The 14,994-nt window shown below is 65.0% G+C and carries 10 protein-coding genes; 6 read left to right on the forward strand and 4 right to left on the reverse strand.

What is annotated here, in order from left to right:
- The first annotated feature begins 3 nt into the window (after window positions 1–3).
- Entirely contained in the window at window positions 4–669 is a 666-nt protein-coding gene (locus tag P1L40_RS17135; protein ID WP_284008817.1) for an HAD family hydrolase, read from the forward strand.
- Here P1L40_RS17135 and P1L40_RS17140 read toward each other — a convergent pair whose 3' ends face one another.
- Window positions 670–1,599: a molybdopterin-binding protein gene (locus P1L40_RS17140; RefSeq protein ID WP_284008818.1), complete on the reverse strand. Its 930-nt coding sequence runs from the start codon at window positions 1,597–1,599 to the stop codon at window positions 670–672.
- A 92-nt stretch (window positions 1,600–1,691) separates the two neighbouring features.
- Here P1L40_RS17140 and P1L40_RS17145 point away from each other — a divergent pair, with 92 nt between their 5' ends.
- From P1L40_RS17145 to P1L40_RS17155, 3 genes are read left to right on the forward strand one after another with little or no spacing between them, the layout of a single operon-like run.
- Window positions 1,692–2,468 carry a GIDE domain-containing protein gene (locus P1L40_RS17145; protein ID WP_284008819.1) on the forward strand — a complete coding sequence of 259 codons (777 nt, stop codon included), beginning with the start codon at window positions 1,692–1,694 and terminating at the stop codon, window positions 2,466–2,468.
- 48 nt (window positions 2,469–2,516) lie between these two features.
- The gene (locus P1L40_RS17150; protein ID WP_284008821.1) at window positions 2,517–2,873 is read left to right on the forward strand and encodes an Hsp20/alpha crystallin family protein; all 357 of its coding nucleotides are present in this window, start codon (window positions 2,517–2,519) and stop codon (window positions 2,871–2,873) included.
- Window positions 2,874–2,891: 18 nt separating this feature from the next.
- On the forward strand, window positions 2,892–4,607 hold the full coding sequence (locus tag P1L40_RS17155; RefSeq protein WP_284008822.1) for an ABC1 kinase family protein: 1,716 nt from the start codon (window positions 2,892–2,894) through the stop codon (window positions 4,605–4,607).
- Between the two features lies 1 nt (window position 4,608).
- Here P1L40_RS17155 and P1L40_RS17160 read toward each other — a convergent pair whose 3' ends face one another.
- Entirely contained in the window at window positions 4,609–5,346 is a 738-nt protein-coding gene (locus P1L40_RS17160) for an FAD-dependent oxidoreductase (protein WP_284008828.1), read from the reverse strand.
- Window positions 5,347–5,461: 115 nt separating this feature from the next.
- Here P1L40_RS17160 and pan1 point away from each other — a divergent pair, with 115 nt between their 5' ends.
- Together pan1 and P1L40_RS17170 are read left to right on the forward strand one after the other, a co-directional pair.
- The gene (gene pan1, locus P1L40_RS17165; RefSeq protein WP_284008830.1) at window positions 5,462–6,676 is read left to right on the forward strand and encodes a proteasome-activating nucleotidase Pan1; all 1,215 of its coding nucleotides are present in this window, start codon (window positions 5,462–5,464) and stop codon (window positions 6,674–6,676) included.
- Window positions 6,677–6,751: 75 nt separating this feature from the next.
- Window positions 6,752–7,384 (forward strand): DUF420 domain-containing protein, encoded by a 633-nt coding sequence (locus P1L40_RS17170; protein WP_284008832.1) that lies wholly within the window; start codon window positions 6,752–6,754, stop codon window positions 7,382–7,384.
- 65 nt (window positions 7,385–7,449) lie between these two features.
- On the opposite strand, the gene P1L40_RS17175 is transcribed toward P1L40_RS17170, so the two are convergent.
- Together P1L40_RS17175 and P1L40_RS17180 are read right to left on the reverse strand one after the other, a co-directional pair.
- Window positions 7,450–10,062: an outer membrane protein assembly factor BamB family protein gene (locus P1L40_RS17175; RefSeq protein WP_284008834.1), complete on the reverse strand. Its 2,613-nt coding sequence runs from the start codon at window positions 10,060–10,062 to the stop codon at window positions 7,450–7,452.
- Entirely contained in the window at window positions 10,062–14,954 is a 4,893-nt protein-coding gene (locus P1L40_RS17180; RefSeq protein ID WP_284008836.1) for a glycoside hydrolase family 97 N-terminal domain-containing protein, read from the reverse strand. The genes P1L40_RS17175 and P1L40_RS17180 overlap by 1 nt, the downstream gene beginning before the upstream one ends.
- Window positions 14,955–14,994: the final 40 nt, after the last annotated feature.

The raw sequence follows: 14,994 nt of genomic DNA on the forward strand, positions 1-14,994 counted from the left end.
CCCATGACAACCGACCACTACGACTTCTGGCTGTTCGACCTCGACGGGACGCTCGTCGACATCGAGCCGTCGTATCCGACAGCGGTGATGGGCGAGGTCGGCGACCGCCTCGGGGTCGGGTTCTCCGAGGAGGACGCCAGAGTCCTGTGGTACGGTCTCGGCGGCGCTCGCGACGACTTCCTCGCCCGGCGGGGGATCGATCCCGACCAGTTCTGGGACGTGTTCCACGAAGTCGAGAATCCCACCGACCGCGCGAAAGCGACGTATCTCTACGACGACGCCGAACAGTTCCTCGCGTCGTGTGACGCCCCGCTGGGCCTCGTCACGCACTGCCAGGACTACCTCACCGGCCCGGTCCTGGAGGCGTTGGACATCGCCGACTGGTTCGATACGGTGGTCTGCTGTGACGACGAGATCGGCTGGAAGCCGGACCCGACGCCCGTCGAGCGGGCGATGCGGGACCTGGGACTGCTCGACGGTTCGGGACGGCTGATGACCGACGGCGGGACCGAGCCTGCGGGTGCCCTCGTGGGAGACGACCCCGACGACATCGGTGCGGCGCGCAACGCCGGACTCGACGGCATCCACGTCCAGCGCCGGCCACCCGAGGTCGACGGCCGCTGTGTCTGGGGCGACCGGCAGGTCACGTCACTGCTCGACCTGCGCTGATCAGGGTAGGTAGTCCCAGTTCTCGACCTCGCAGTCCGATCCGGCGGCCGGCGGCGCCTCGCCGGCCGGGACCGTGAGCCACCCGTCCGCACCGGTGACCGTTCCCAGCCCCCTCCCGGAGAGCGGCGTCGCGGCGTCGTCCTCGACCGCGAGCGGGACGTACGCTCGGGCGTCGCGATCGACGGAGACCCCTTCGGCGAGGGTGACGGTTCGGTGTGGGTGGTCGGTGAGTGGTGCGCCGGCGAAGCTCTTGAGCAGCGGACGCACCAACTGGACCGCGACGACGTGTGCCGAAACCGGCTCCTCGGGGAGCAACACCACCGGCCGGTCCTCGACGACCGCAAGACCCGCCCGGCGACCGGGATCGAGGCGGAGTTCGTCGGTCAGCACCGTCCCGAGGTCGGCGACGACCCCCCGGAGCGTGTCGCCGGGCGTCGTCCCCGTGACGACGAGCACGTCCCGTGTGAGGTCGCGCTGGACGGCCATTCGCAGTGCCGGCCTGTCGTCGGCCACGGGGTCGCGGTAGGTCACTTTGCCGCCCCAGCGATCGACGTACTGGGAGAGGGTGAAGCCGGCCGTCTCGACGCGCTCGTCGGCCCCGGCGCCGTGCTGGACGAGTTCGTCGCCGGTCGGGACGATCCCGACCTGCGGGCGCTGATACACGAGCAGTTCGGTGACGCCGGCCGCTCGCAACAGCCCAACGTCGGCGGGTCGGATCTGGTGACCGCGTTCGAACACCGGCGTCTCGGGGTCGATCCCGGCGTCGGAGACCGCGTCGACGGCCGTCGCGTCCGTCGCCAGCACGCGCCCGACGGCGACCGACAGCGGGATGCGGTCGGTCCGGTCGACCGGGACCGCGTAACTGCCGAGCTCTCGTCGTGCCGTCTCCAGCGCGAGCGCGTCGTCGTCGGGCTCCGGGGGGTGGGCCATGTCGGCACTTACGTCCCGACCCGCAAAAGCACCCCGCGTCGGGGTGACACGGAGCGTGTACGCTTATCAGCCTGCACGTCGCCACTGCGTGTATGGTCGTCCCGCAGTTGATCCTCCTCGGTATCGCCGCTGTCGGTGGGTACTTCTTCTTCGTCGGCGGCCGGGAACTGTACACGGTCTTTCACATCCTCCGGAACGACCCCGTCCCGATCAGGACGCTCGACGGCTACACGGGGCCCGTCGAAATCGAGGGGACCGCCGTCACCGACGACGAGTACGGCACTGTCAGGTCGCCACTGACCGGTACGGACTGCCTGGCCTACACCTACGAGGTCCAGGAGCTCCGCTCCTCGGGCAAGAACTCCAACTGGGAGACACTCGACGAGGGGATGGGCGGCGTGAACTTCCTCGTCGACGACACCACCGACCGGGTGCGCGTCGACCCCGAAGGCGCCGACATCCGCCTGGATTCACACTCCGTGACCGTCCCACCGGGGACCGAACTGCCCGAGAGTCTCGCCCGGTACGTCGCGGCCTCCGACGCGGTCGACGAACAGGACCGGACGCTGGATCTCGTCGTGACGGAACTGGCCGTCGGGAACAAACAGCGCTTTATCGAACGACGGCTCGACCCCGGGGAACACGTCTACGTCTACGGCCTGGCGCGCCGTGGGCCGGCCGCCGAGTGGGGAAGCAACCGCGTCGACGCCGTCGTCGGCACGGGGGCGGGAACACCAGTGTTCGTCATCTCGGATACGGACGAGCGGGGCACCGCCTGGCGAATCGCCCGGAAGGGGCTCCTCAGGGCCGGCCTGGGGTTCGCGGTGGTGGCGTTTGCGGCACTCTTCGCCGTCGGGCTCTTCGCTTGACCGGCCGGGACCGTCGGGTTTAACGAGGGTCGTCCCTTACGGCCGTGTATGTCAGCGCTGCGTGAGGCGTTACGTGACCTCCCCGACGCGGTGTTCGCGGACGTACTCGAATCCGACGACGCATATCTGCTCGTCCTGGACCTCCCGGGCGTCACCAGCGACACGATCGATGTCCGTGTCGAGGGCGGCCGACTCGTCATCGAAGGCCAGCGCAGCAAGGACGTGCCCCGCGAGTTCCGGTTCGTCGAGGAGGACCGTTCGGTGTTTCTCGACGCCGAACTCCCCTTGCCGCCGAACGCGACCGGACAGGGTGCCGAGGGGACCGTCCGCAAGGGCGTCCTGGAACTCCGGCTCCCCAAGGCCACGGCCGCGCCGAGTACTACGGTTCCCATCGACGAGGACTGATCTCGGGGTGGCCTGCTGGTGAACTTCCGCGCGTACTGGCGATTCTTCGTCGTCGCACGCCACTTCCTGCCCCTGTTGCTCGCGTACGCCCGTGACCGCCATCGGTTCATCGTGGTGGGCCGGTCCCGCCCCGTGACGAGCGAACAGCGCCGCAAGCGGGCCCAGGCGCTGCTCGACTCGCTGTTGACGCTCGGGCCGACGTTCATCAAACTCGGACAGCTCCTCTCGACCCGGCCGGACATCCTCCCGCCGGAGTACATCGAGGAGTTCTCGAAGCTCCAGGACCGCGTGCCGCCGGCCGAGTGGGAGGCCGCACGGCAGGTCCTGGAGGACGAACTCGGACCGATCGACGACGCCTTCGCGGAGTTCGAGGAGGAAGCGATCAGCGGCGCCTCGCTGGGCCAGGTCTACCGCGCCAGGATCGACGGCGACCCCGTCGCGGTGAAGGTCAGACGGCCCGGGATCGAGGCGCTCGTCGAGGCCGACCTCCGTGTCATCAAGTGGTCGCTCCCGGCGCTGATGTACTTCGTCGGGGAGGCCCGTTCGTTCTCGCTGGAGACGCTCGCCGACGAGTTCTCGAAGACGATCCGCGAGGAGATGGACTACGAACGGGAGGCGCGCATGCTCACCGAGATCCGGGCGAACTTCGCGGGCAACGACCGCGTCCGCATCCCCGAGGTCACGGAGAGCCACTCCACCGAGCGGGTCCTCACGATGGAGTACGTCCCGGGAACGAAGATCAACGACATCGACGACCTCGACGAGCGGGGCCTCGACCGGACCCGGCTCGCGGAGACGCTCCAGCGGGCGTACCTCCAGATGATCATCGACGACGGGGTCTTCCACGCCGATCCCCACCCGGGGAACCTGGCCGTTCAGGACGACGGGACGCTCGTCTTCTACGACTTCGGGATGTCGGGCCGGGTGGACTCGTTCGTCCAGGACAAGATCGTCGACTTCTACGCCGCCGTCGCGGACCAGGACATCGACGCGATCCTCGACGCGCTGATCGAGATGGGGACGCTCTCCCCCGAGGCCGACCGGCAGGTGATGGGCGACGTGATGGAGCTTGCCATCGCGGACGCGCGCGGGGAGGATATCGAACAGTACCGCGTCCAGCAGATCATCCAGCAAGTCGAGGACACCATCTACGAGTTCCCCCTGCGACTGCCCTCGAACCTCGCGCTCGTGCTCCGGGTGGCGACAGTCGTCGAGGGTGTCTGTGTCACGCTCGACCCCGAGTTCGACTTCATCTCCGTGGCGACGGACTACCTCCGCCAGGAGGGGTACCTCGCCGAGGGCGTCCGGAACTACATCGAGGACCGTCAGCGGGAACTCCAGGACGCCACCCGGTCGGCCGTCCGTATCCCGCCGAAACTCGAATCGGTGCTCGACCGGGTCGAACGCGAGGACCTCCACGTCAGAGCTGACCTGGAGGACTCCGACCGCCTGCTGGCGGCGATGACCAAGCGGCTCATCCTCGGGATGGTGCTCGCCAGCACGCTGTTCTCGACTGCGCTGCTGTACGCCGAGTCCTCGCTGACCGGCGCGGGCGTCGCCGGTGGCGGCGCGCTGTTACTGACCGGCGCGCTGTGGTGGTCGTTCCGTTCGAAGAAAGGCGTCCGGGCGAAGCCACAGTTCACCCGACAGAGCATGCGAGAACGGGAGCAGGGTGGCGATGGTGGCGCCTCCGCCTTCGAGTACCCAACCGAGACCGACGACTCCGAGGGCTGAGCTACTCGTCGTCGGCGAGACTCGGATGGGGCGTCGGCTCGCCGGGCATGGGCTGTTCGAAGTACCGGCGCATGATCTCCAGGGACTCCTCTTCTCGCTGTTGCCGTTCGGCCTCGTCGATCTCCTCACAGCCCGGCGGGACCTCACGCCCCCGATCGGTGAAGTACCCCTCCGGGGCGGTCCAGTCGTGGTAGAAGTCAACGCCCGAGTCCTCGATCAGGGTCAAGCCGACCTGTGCGCCGTGACCGGCGGCGACGATGGCCTGGTGGTGTTGCTCGGCCAGTCGTCCGGCAGCGTAGAGCCCGTCGACGCCCGTCCGGCCGCAGTCGTCGACGCCGACGAACTCCTTCGAGCCCCGATCGATCGTCTCGATATCGAGCCCGTCGAGGTAGGACGAGTCAGCCCAGGAGGCGGCGATCAGGTACTGTGCGTCGTACTCCTCGTCGTCGGCCAGGGTGACGTGGAACCGGCCGTCCGTTCGCTCCACGTCGGTCGCCTCCCCGTCGATGAACCACACGCCGGCCCGGCGGGCCTGTGCCTGGATCAGTTCCAGCAGGAGCCGGGGGTTGATCCCCGCCGGGAAGCCGGGGTAGTTCTCCAGGTGGGCGTTCCGTCCGAGGATCGACTCGCCGGTCGAGACGATTCGGGTCGACAGGCCGGCTCTGGCGGTGTAGATCGCCGCGGAGAGGCCAGCGACACCGCCGCCGACGACGATCACGTCTTCGCGTTCGGATGGCATATGCCGGCGTACTTGTCCGGACAGAAGAAAGCTGCCGATTCGGCTCGACACCGCGCTATCAGTCAGTTCAGACGACCCGAAGCCTCATAACCGTTCATCTACTATACCGGGCGTAATGACCGACACCGTCGACGATGTCGACTTACCGTACGACGAGAACGCCTCACAGCAGAAGAAGATCGAGGCGCTGCAGGAACGGCTCGAAGTCCTCGAATCACAGAACGAGGAGATGCGGGACAAGCTGCTCGACGCGAACGCCGAGAACAACAAGTACCAGCAGAAGCTCGAACGGCTCACCCACGAGAACAAGAAGCTCAAACAGTCGCCACTGTTCGTCGCGACCGTCCAGGAACTGACCGACGAGGGTGTCATCATCAAACAGCACGGCAACAATCAGGAGGCCCTGACCGAGGTCACCGACGAGATGCGCGAGGATCTCTCGCCCGACGACCGCGTCGCCGTCAACAACTCCCTCTCGATCGTCAAGCAACTCGACGACGAAACCGACGTTCGCGCCCGGGTGATGCAGGTCGACCAGTCGCCGTCGGTCACCTATCAGGACATCGGTGGGATCGAAGAGCAGATGGACGAGGTCCGCGAGACCGTCGAGATGCCGCTGAAGTCCCCGGAGATGTTCGAAGACGTTGGGATCGACCCGCCAAGCGGCGTCCTGCTGCACGGCCCGCCCGGCACCGGGAAGACGATGCTCGCGAAGGCAGTGGCCAACGAGACCGACGCCACGTTCATCAAGATGGCCGGCTCGGAACTGGTCCACAAGTTCATCGGCGAGGGGTCGAAGCTCGTCCGTGACCTGTTCGACCTGGCTCGCCAGGAAGAGCCCGCCGTCGTCTTTATCGACGAGATCGACGCTATCGCGGCCAAACGTACGGAGTCGAAGACCTCCGGTGACGCGGAGGTCCAGCGGACGATGATGCAACTGCTCTCGGAGATGGACGGGTTCGACGACCGCGGCGAGATCCGGATCATCGCGGCGACCAACCGCTTCGACATGCTCGACCGGGCGATCCTCCGGCCCGGCCGGTTCGACCGCCTCATCGAAGTTCCCAAACCCGACGTGGAGGGTCGCCGGCAGATCTTCCAGATCCACACCCGCGACATGAACCTCGCGGACGGCGTCGAGTTCGAGGAACTCGCCGCGGAGATCGACGAGGCCTCCGGTGCCGACGTGAAGGCGATCTGTACGGAAGCGGGGATGTTCGCTATCCGCGACGACAGGACCGAGGTCCAGATGTCGGACTTCTACGACGCCTGGGAGAAGATCCAGCAGGAAGAGACCGAAGACGAAGACATCTCGCGGACGTTCGCCTGAGGCGGCCGGGCTCTCTCGTCGAGGCGTTTCCTCACGTTCCAGAACACAGAAACCCGTTCGCGCCAAGGGTCGGGTATGGCAGTCACGGACCAACTCCGGACCAGCGCCCGCTCGCGACCCGCAGTTATCACCGCTGTCGTCTCGATCGTCGGGTACGCCCTCGTGTTCGGTGCCTTCGGCGGCGTGTTGCCCCTCCCGGACATCTCCAACGACACGGTCGTCCTCCTGAGCGACGCGATCGCGGTCGTCAACGCAGGTGCCCTCTCCGCGATCGTCGCCGGCGTCTACTTCATCAAGCACGACCAGATCCAGCGCCACCGGACGGCGATGCTGACCGCGTTCACCCTCATCCTCGCGTTCCTCGTGATGTACCTGGTGAAGGTCGGCGGCGGCTTCGAGAAGGAGATCCTCGCGAGCGGCGCGGTCTGGACCGCCTACATCGTGATGCTGGCGATCCACATCCTGCTGTCGGCGATCTCCGTCCCGGTCGTCGTTCACGCAGTCGTGCTCGGGCTCACCCACACGCCCGCGGAACTGCGCGAGACCGTCCACGCACGGGTCGGCCGTATCGCCGCGGCCGCCTGGAGCCTCAGCCTCTTCCTGGGGCTGGTCACGTACGTCATGTTGAACCACGTCTACGGTTGGGTGCCACGCGGCGGTGAAGCAGCGCTGTTGCTCGTGGTCGCCGGCCCGCTTCGACGCCAGTAAGCGGTCGCCCCGCTGCGGAATCGGTCGACTGAAAACACACCGACAGGCGAAAAACGGGCGTCAGCTCAGTTGTCGCTGTTGAACGCGACGATGATCTCCAGCAGATCGCCGACCGTGAGTTCGCCGTGGCCAGGGAGATCCTGGCCGGAGTTGAACTTCACGACGGCGTCCAGCACTTCGCTGGTCGAGACGCGACCGTCGTCACTCTCGTAGACATCCGCGGGCGAACTCCCGTTCGCGGGCTGGACTGTCAAATTCACGGACGCGTCGCCGACCGAGATCGTCTTCGTTCCGGCGCTCTGGAACGACTGCCTGAAGACGACTTCTCGGGTGCTGTTGGCGCCCATCCTGACGTTCTCGCTCGCCACCGGTTGGCCGTCGATCCGCAGCACGGCCGTGTAGGTCCCGACACCGGTCCCGGTGTTGGCGACGGTCGCTCTGATAGGCTGACGCTCACCGGTCGTGACCGTCCCCGGCACGTCGATGTCAGTCACGGTGAACTCGGGTTCCGGCTCCGGCGTCGGTGTGGGAGTCGGCGTCGGCGTGGCCGTCGGGGTCGGCGTGGGGGTCGGAGTCACCGTCGGGGTCGGCGTTGGCGTGGCCGTCGGGGTCGGCGTCGGCGCGTCGACAGTCACCGTCGTCGAGGCCGCTCCGACAGTCAGGGTCCGGTCACCGGCGGTCCCGAAGGTGTAGTCGAAGGTGACCGTCTCCGAGGTTCCGGGTTCGACACCGACCGACTCGATGCCGGCGCTGGCTCCATCGACTTTCAACTCGGCCGTGTAGATGCCCGCTGCCGAGCCCGCGTTCGAGATCGTCACCTCGATCGTCCCGGTCTGCCCCCGGTCGATCGTTCCGGGTGCCGAGATATCCGCCACCGAGAGTGCCGGCGACGGCTCTGCCGTCGGGGTCGGTGTTGGCGTTGGCGTGTCCGTCGGGGTCGGCGTATCCGTTGGTGTCGACGTGGTCGGCGTATCCGTTGGTGTCGACGTGGTCGGCGTATCCGTTGGTGTCGACGTGGTCGGCGTATCCGTTGGTGTCGACGTGGTCGGCGTATCCGTTGGTGTCGACGTGGTCGGCGTATCCGTTGGTGTCGACGTGGTCGGCGTATCCGTTGGTGTCGACGTGGTCGGCGTATCCGTTGGTGTCGACGTGGTCGGCGTATCCGTTGGTGTCGACGTGGTCGGCGTATCCGTTGGTGTCGGTGTTGGCGTCGACTTCTCTTGAACCGCTATGCTCGTCGACTGGCTCCCGATCGTCACCGTTCGAATGCCGGTCGAGGTTAACGTCCGGTCGAAGGAGACAGTCTGCGTGCTCCCGGCCGCGATCTGGACGGTCTTGCTGTCGACTTCGGCTCCGTCGACTTCCAGCTTCGCTTTGTAGCTCCGCTGACTGTCGTCGTTGTTCCGAACGGTCGCGTCGATGGTCGCCGTGTCGCCCTCGGTGACGGTCTCGGGCGCGGAGATATCGGTGACTTCGAAGACCGGCGTGTCGGTGAACTGCGCGAGGGTCCCGTCTTCGGTCCCCACCAGCAGCCAGTCACCGTACACCGTCGGCGCGGTCAGCATCGGCGAACCCGACAGCGTCGTGTCGTACTTCACCTGGCCGCTCTGGTCGTCGAGTAACGCCAGAACGCCCGTGTCGGTGCCGACGAAGACCGTGTCGCTCCCGGTCGACACCGACGGGCCGAACGTCCCTTCGCTGGGGACTGTCGTCGTCCACTCGACGGACCCGCTCGTGATGTCGTGGGCCGCGACCGTCCCGTCGGTCGTCCCGACGACTGCGAGGCCGTCGTGGACGGCAGCACTTGCGAGGCTTCCCGAGTAGCTAGTGTCCTGCCAGACCTGGGTCCCGTCGGGGGCGTAGGCGGCGACGGTCCCGTCGGTCGTCGTGACGACGACGGTTCCAGTGGCCGTGTCGACCGCTGGCGAGGTGAGTGAACCGGAGCCGGTGACCGACTTCGTGAACTCGCTCGTCAGGTCGGTCGATAGCGCGTGCAGGGTCCCGCCACGGTCACCGACGTAGACGCTCCCGTCGTAGACCGCGGGAGTCATGGCCCCGGCCTGGCTCGACAACTCAGTAGAGGTAATGACACCAGAGCCGTCGGCAGCGAGTTTGTGGAGCACTCCATCCTTGCTGGCGACGTAGAGGTCGTCCGAGCCGTCGGTCGCCACGGAGCCATAGAACGCGCCCAGATCGTTACCGTTCCCGTCGGTCGAGACGGACCAGGCTTCGGAGCCGTCCGCGGCGTTGAGGGCAGTGACCGTCCCACTCGCCGTGGCGACGTAGAGCTGTCCGTTCGCGTAGGCGGGCGTTCCGTAAACCGTCCCGTCGACGGTGGTACTCCAGGTTTCCGACCCGGTCCCGGCGTCGACGGCCTTGATCGTGGTGCCGTCGGCGACGTAGGCCGTCCCGTCGACGACGGCGGGGCCGGACGCGATGTCGGTACTACCGCTTGCGGTCCAGCCTGTCGACAGCGCGTCGTACGGTGGTGCGTCCGAAGCGTCTCCGGTGTTTTGCTGACCGGACTGGAACGAGGGCCAGTCGACCGCCGTGTTGCCTGCGTTGCCGGCGTCGGCCGCACCGACGCCGATCGGACCGAAGACGGCGACCGGAAGCGCGGCGACGACCAGCGTCGCCATACACAGCGACAGCAGTTTCCGGCTTGGCGTGTCGCTCATCAGTTCTGCACCTCCCGAGCGATCGAACGGAGGTCATCGTAGTCCGGTACCAGCCCACCGGTCCCTTCGACTGCACTTTCGGTCTCGTAGGCCTGTTTGACTTCCTCGAAGTGGGCGGTGGTCACCTTCCCGTTGCCGGCGAGAGCCTCTCGGATGCTGTTGGCTTTGTCGCTCAGCGCGACGAACGGGATATCGTAGCCGTCGAAGGCGTCGTCACTGTCGATATCGCTTGCAGTTGGGTCGAGAATATCAGCTTGAGAGACACCGTCCGGAAAGACTATGTCCAAGATATTGTTGTGGTGGTAGCTCGATGGGGCACCGGTGAATGTGAACGGGTCTACATCGTTATCCGGATTACCGTCGGTATTGATGGCGTTGGCGTTTTCAACCTTTCTGATTTCACCAGTCCCACCACCTGCGTAACTGAACATCATCGGGACGATGTCTGTCTCACGAATATCCGACGGAATTGTACTTCGAGGAACAGTAATCTCGATAGCATCGACCTCAGGAATACCACGCGTACTGACACCACTGTCGGCATCCGCAACTACTTGCCAGAATCCGTCCTCTACAACTGGATATCGACCACCTTCTTCGAAGACGTTTGTATCGATATTGCGGTCGAAACCGTGGGCAACAATGCGGCGGTGATATTGCTGTCCGAATATTTCGTCCCGACCATCGAAGGCGTGGACACCGTCACGACAACCTATACTCCCTGTCTGTCCATTCGGGTCTGAGACGTAGATTTGGATGTGTTGGAGTCCATAGCCATAGTCGCTGTTCTGCTCGAAGGTGGCCGGGTTCCGAAGCTCCGGTACGCGGACGAGGAACGTGTAGTTCGAGTCGTCCTCGTAGATATCGACCCGTTCAATATCGTGGTCCTGTGGTTTGATATCGTCTGTCGACGGATAGGAGAAAGCGTTCTGCCCGTTAGAGTCTTCCGCGGGTCCATACGAATCGCCCGTACTGTCATCAAGCGTCACCACACGGTCGACATCGCCGAGGCGATCGGTGTAGATCGGTGTGAACGGCAGGGTCGCCTTCTCGGTCGCGGTGTACCCGAGCGCGTCCGATTTGTCGACACCCGGCGGCGTGATCATGTCCATGAGACGCGGCGCGTTTCCGGCTTTTGCGGGGTCGAGACCACCGAACTGGTCGGAACCGGCGGTCTCGTTGATCGCCCGTAGCGCACCGAAGTCATCGGAGTGGACAGCTGCGATGACTTCCATGTCGAACAGGTCTGTGCCGCCGAGAGCACTCTTCGGAAGCTGGAGCGACACCGTGTTGTTGCTCTTGTCCGAGGAGACTGTCGGCGACACGGGGTTGCCGTTCGCATCCGTGAGTCCCTGACCGTTGTTGTCGATGGCGTTCTGTCCGAACCCGTAGGCGTCGACGCGGTAGTGCCACTCGGACTCGAAGGTGGCGTTCAGTCCGGGATCGCCGAGGTTACCGGCGTCGGTGATACTTCCCGTCGACTTGTCGGGGTCTCGGAGCCAGACGAAGAACCACTGTGGGGAGAAATTGTTCGTGCCGTTCGTTTCGGCGTTGTAGGGGTCGTTCAGCGAACCGATCTCGAACTCGAAGATCGCGTTAGACGGCGTCTCCTTGACGGTGAACTGCTGGATGTCCATCGAGCCGTCGGCGTAGTTGGTCGCGTTGACGTACGAGCCCGGCCCGAGTGCGTCCGAGGCGTCGTCGGGATCACTGAACTGCGCGACCGTCGTCGGGTTGGTGATCGACACCGTCTTCGATGCCAGTGTCGTGCCATCGAGGGCGCGAATCTCGACGCTGTAGCTCCCGGTGCTGGAGAACGACTGTTCGAGTTCGATGGTCTGGGACCCGGAGTTCGGTGCGAGCCTGATGTTCTCCAGCGACTGGACAGATCCATCGACGACGACTTCGACCGTCTCGCCGCTGATGAAGTTCGTCGCGTTCGAACCGGTGGCGCGGGCGATCGATTCACTGACGACGGCGGAACTGTCGATCTCGAACGAGAGGTTCTGTGCCGGCTGCTGGTAGGACTGGAGGTTCGACGCCTCCGAGGACGTTGCCGGAACGAGTCGAACGGCCGTCCCACCGCCGCGGGCCGCCGACAGCGTCACCGTGTCGCCGACGCCGACGATCGATGTCGTCCGGCGGACGCCAGTCGGGTCCGTATCGACGTTCGTCCCGACATCGTCCGTGTACATCTCCATCTTCCAGCCGGAGGTCTCGCTCGTGAGGAAGTCCAGTGTGACCTCGAACGACCGACCGTTGTCGTCGTTCATCGCACCGACGTACCACTCGTTGCCCTTGCGGCGTGCGGTGACGGTGTAGTCGCCGATCTGGCTGTCGAGCACTCTCGTCTCGTCCCAGCCGCCGGCGGGCACGTCCTCGATGTACTTGAAGTCCGGATCGTAGTCGAAGTTCTCGTTCTCGATCTGGCTGTCCGTGAGGCTGGTGTAGTCTGCCGGGAACGGCGCGCCCGCACCCTGTGCCGTCACGCCGACCGTGTTGACGTTGAACCCGCCCACGTCGCCGGTAAAGCCACTGGAGTCGTCGTAGTCGAGTTCGATGGCGACGGTGTTGTCCCCGCTCTGGAGCGAGACCTGGGTCGTGATGACTTCCCACTGGTCCCAGCCGCCGGTGAAGGACGGTGTGATCGTCTGTGTCGTTCCGTTGACCGAGACCGTCGCCTGTCCTTCGCCGTTGTCGATGACACGCTGTGCGTTGACGGTTCCGTCGCTGGCGTATCGAAGGTGAAGGTCGTAGGTTCCGGCGCTAGAGACGTTCTTGACGGTAAACTCGACGCGGGAACCGGAGGCTTCCCTGTTGGGATCGATCGGGACGTAGTGTGCGCCGAAGGCGTTGCGCCAATCGTCGGCAGTGATCATCCCGTCCAGGGTCCCACACTGGGCCTGCAGGTACTCGCCGACTTCGAAGGTGTCGTCGATGTAGGCCTCTACCCGGTCCGCGGCCATCTGGATGCCCGCGTTGTAGCTCGGGTACATCGCAAGCTGTTTGGCGCGGGTGGTCTGGATCTGGCCGCCCGTGCTGTCGTTGAACGTGATGTCGAAGATTCCGGGCTGGTAGCTCGTCGGGCCGGCGAGCATCCGCGTGAACGGAAGCGTCACGTGGTGGTCCCGGCCGACACCCGATCCGAGCGCACCGAAGCCGTCGTACTCCTGTGCGAGGACGACCTCGCGAGCGGCGACGTTCGGGTACGTCCGGCGTTCACCCGTCGGTTTGATCCCCTCGTGGATCTCCAGTGTCTGCCGGTACTGAGCAGCGTTCTGGATGACCGTTCGGTGGTGATCGACTGCGACCTGCGAATGCTGGTTCGTCGTCGCGGTGTCCGGTGCGTTCGAGTCGTCGTACAGGCCGAAGTCGTTGACGTAGCCGTTCTTGATCGAGCGGATCCCCGCGTTCTCGTACTCCGAGAAGATGCCCTTGTTGTTGATCTCGTCCTCGTAGTTGTAGAGGTTCCCTGAGGTCTCGTTGTGGATAGTCATCTCGACCGACGACGAGAGGTTCAGACCGTAGTCGGTAACTTCCGGAACGCTGAAGTCGGGATAGGAGTCCGCGACACCCATCTCCAGGGTGCTGCCGTTGGCGGAGGCGCCGTAGGAGTCCCAGCCTTTGTTCCACCCTTCGACGAGGACGCTGTCGACGTTGTGCTCGCTGGCGAACCGCATGTATCGTTTCATGCGCTGAGTGCGAGCACCGTGGATGTACGCCGCCGGGTCGTTGCCGTTGTTGGATATCTGCGTATCGCTCTTGTACTCCCAGTTCGCGTTGCCCGCGATCATCGTCCACCAGATGCCGATGTACATCCGGGGTGTCATCCAACTCGTGTCGACGCCGCCCGAACCGTCACCCGGGAAGTACTGTGTCTCCAGCGGTTCGTTGAGCAGCGGGATCAGCGAGGACTCGATCAGGTCGCCCGGAGTCGCACCGATTTGGACTGTCCGCCACGGCGTCACGTGTGGTGCGCTCGTGGAGACTTTCGTCCCGTCGGGCAGCGGCGCGAGTTCGGCCGAGAGATCGGTCGAACCGGCCGAATCCGGCGCGAGCGACATCGTCGCGTAGTCGTCGAGGTCTGCCTCGTGGAGGCTGAGATAGGTTCCGTCGTCCGCCTCGACCGTCAGCGGCGTGTGGGCACCGGCTCTGCGGTCGTTCTCGCCCACGGGACTGATGCCGTCGCTGTCCTCGATCGGCGTGGTCCCCGAGGGGAGTTCGCTCAGGTTGGTCTCGGAGTACTCCTGTTCGAAGCGTGGATTGACGAACGTGTTCTCGATCCACCAGCTCGTGTAGTCGCCGGCGAAGTTGAACTCCGTGTTCTCCGAGCTAATGACGATCTGATCGCTGTTACCGACGAAGTCGTCGTCGAAGGTGACACGGAAGCCCAGTCCGTCGTTGAACACCTTGATTTCGAGGTTCAACGATCGACTCGGCGAAGCCGTCTCTTCGAGCCCCACCCGCAGGAGGTTGTAGTCCTCCGAGACGCTGTTGTACTGGCCCCACACCGGGTCCCAGGCTTCGGTACCCGAGTTGTTCTCGGCCCCCGTGACCGTGACCGCGGCCCCGTTCGAACTCCCGGCGGACAGACCGAACGTCGCCTGGTTCTGGAAGTCGAACCCGAGTCGCGACCCCGTGATGTAGGTCGTGTTGTTGTAGTCGATACTGTACGTCGGGATGCCGGACGTGACATCGACCGTGACCGTGATCGAGCCGTCCGGGGAGGACACCGTCTGTGTGTCGCTGTTGTTCCCATTCGTGACCTGTGCGGCCACGTCTTCGGGTACGTCCCGGGAGTACGCCGCCGCTGCCAGCAGCGACGAGACACCACCGAGAAACCCACGACGGGAGAGTCCGTCAGAAGCTTGTTCTAATTGTTCCCCAACCATTTCACACTAGCTGGCATGTACATGGGTATAAGTCCAACGA

The sequence above is a fragment of the Haloarcula pelagica genome, from assembly GCF_030127105.1.
In the GTDB taxonomy this organism is placed as follows: Archaea; Halobacteriota; Halobacteria; order Halobacteriales; family Haloarculaceae; genus Haloarcula; species Haloarcula pelagica.

Bases quoted from the DNA above. Each gene is read 5' to 3' on its own strand.
- P1L40_RS17140 (WP_284008818.1), bottom strand. From the start codon at position 1,599: ATGGCCCACCCCCCGGAGCCCGACGACGACGCGCTCGCGCTGGAGACG.
- P1L40_RS17170 (WP_284008832.1), top strand. From the start codon at position 6,752: ATGGCAGTCACGGACCAACTCCGGACCAGCGCCCGCTCGCGACCCGCA.
- pan1 (WP_284008830.1), top strand. From the start codon at position 5,462: ATGACCGACACCGTCGACGATGTCGACTTACCGTACGACGAGAACGCC.
- P1L40_RS17150 (WP_284008821.1), top strand. From the start codon at position 2,517: ATGTCAGCGCTGCGTGAGGCGTTACGTGACCTCCCCGACGCGGTGTTC.
- P1L40_RS17135 (WP_284008817.1), top strand. From the start codon at position 4: ATGACAACCGACCACTACGACTTCTGGCTGTTCGACCTCGACGGGACG.
- P1L40_RS17160 (WP_284008828.1), bottom strand. From the start codon at position 5,346: ATGCCATCCGAACGCGAAGACGTGATCGTCGTCGGCGGCGGTGTCGCT.
- P1L40_RS17145 (WP_284008819.1), top strand. From the start codon at position 1,692: ATGGTCGTCCCGCAGTTGATCCTCCTCGGTATCGCCGCTGTCGGTGGG.
- P1L40_RS17180 (WP_284008836.1), bottom strand. From the start codon at position 14,954: ATGGTTGGGGAACAATTAGAACAAGCTTCTGACGGACTCTCCCGTCGT.
- P1L40_RS17175 (WP_284008834.1), bottom strand. From the start codon at position 10,062: ATGAGCGACACGCCAAGCCGGAAACTGCTGTCGCTGTGTATGGCGACG.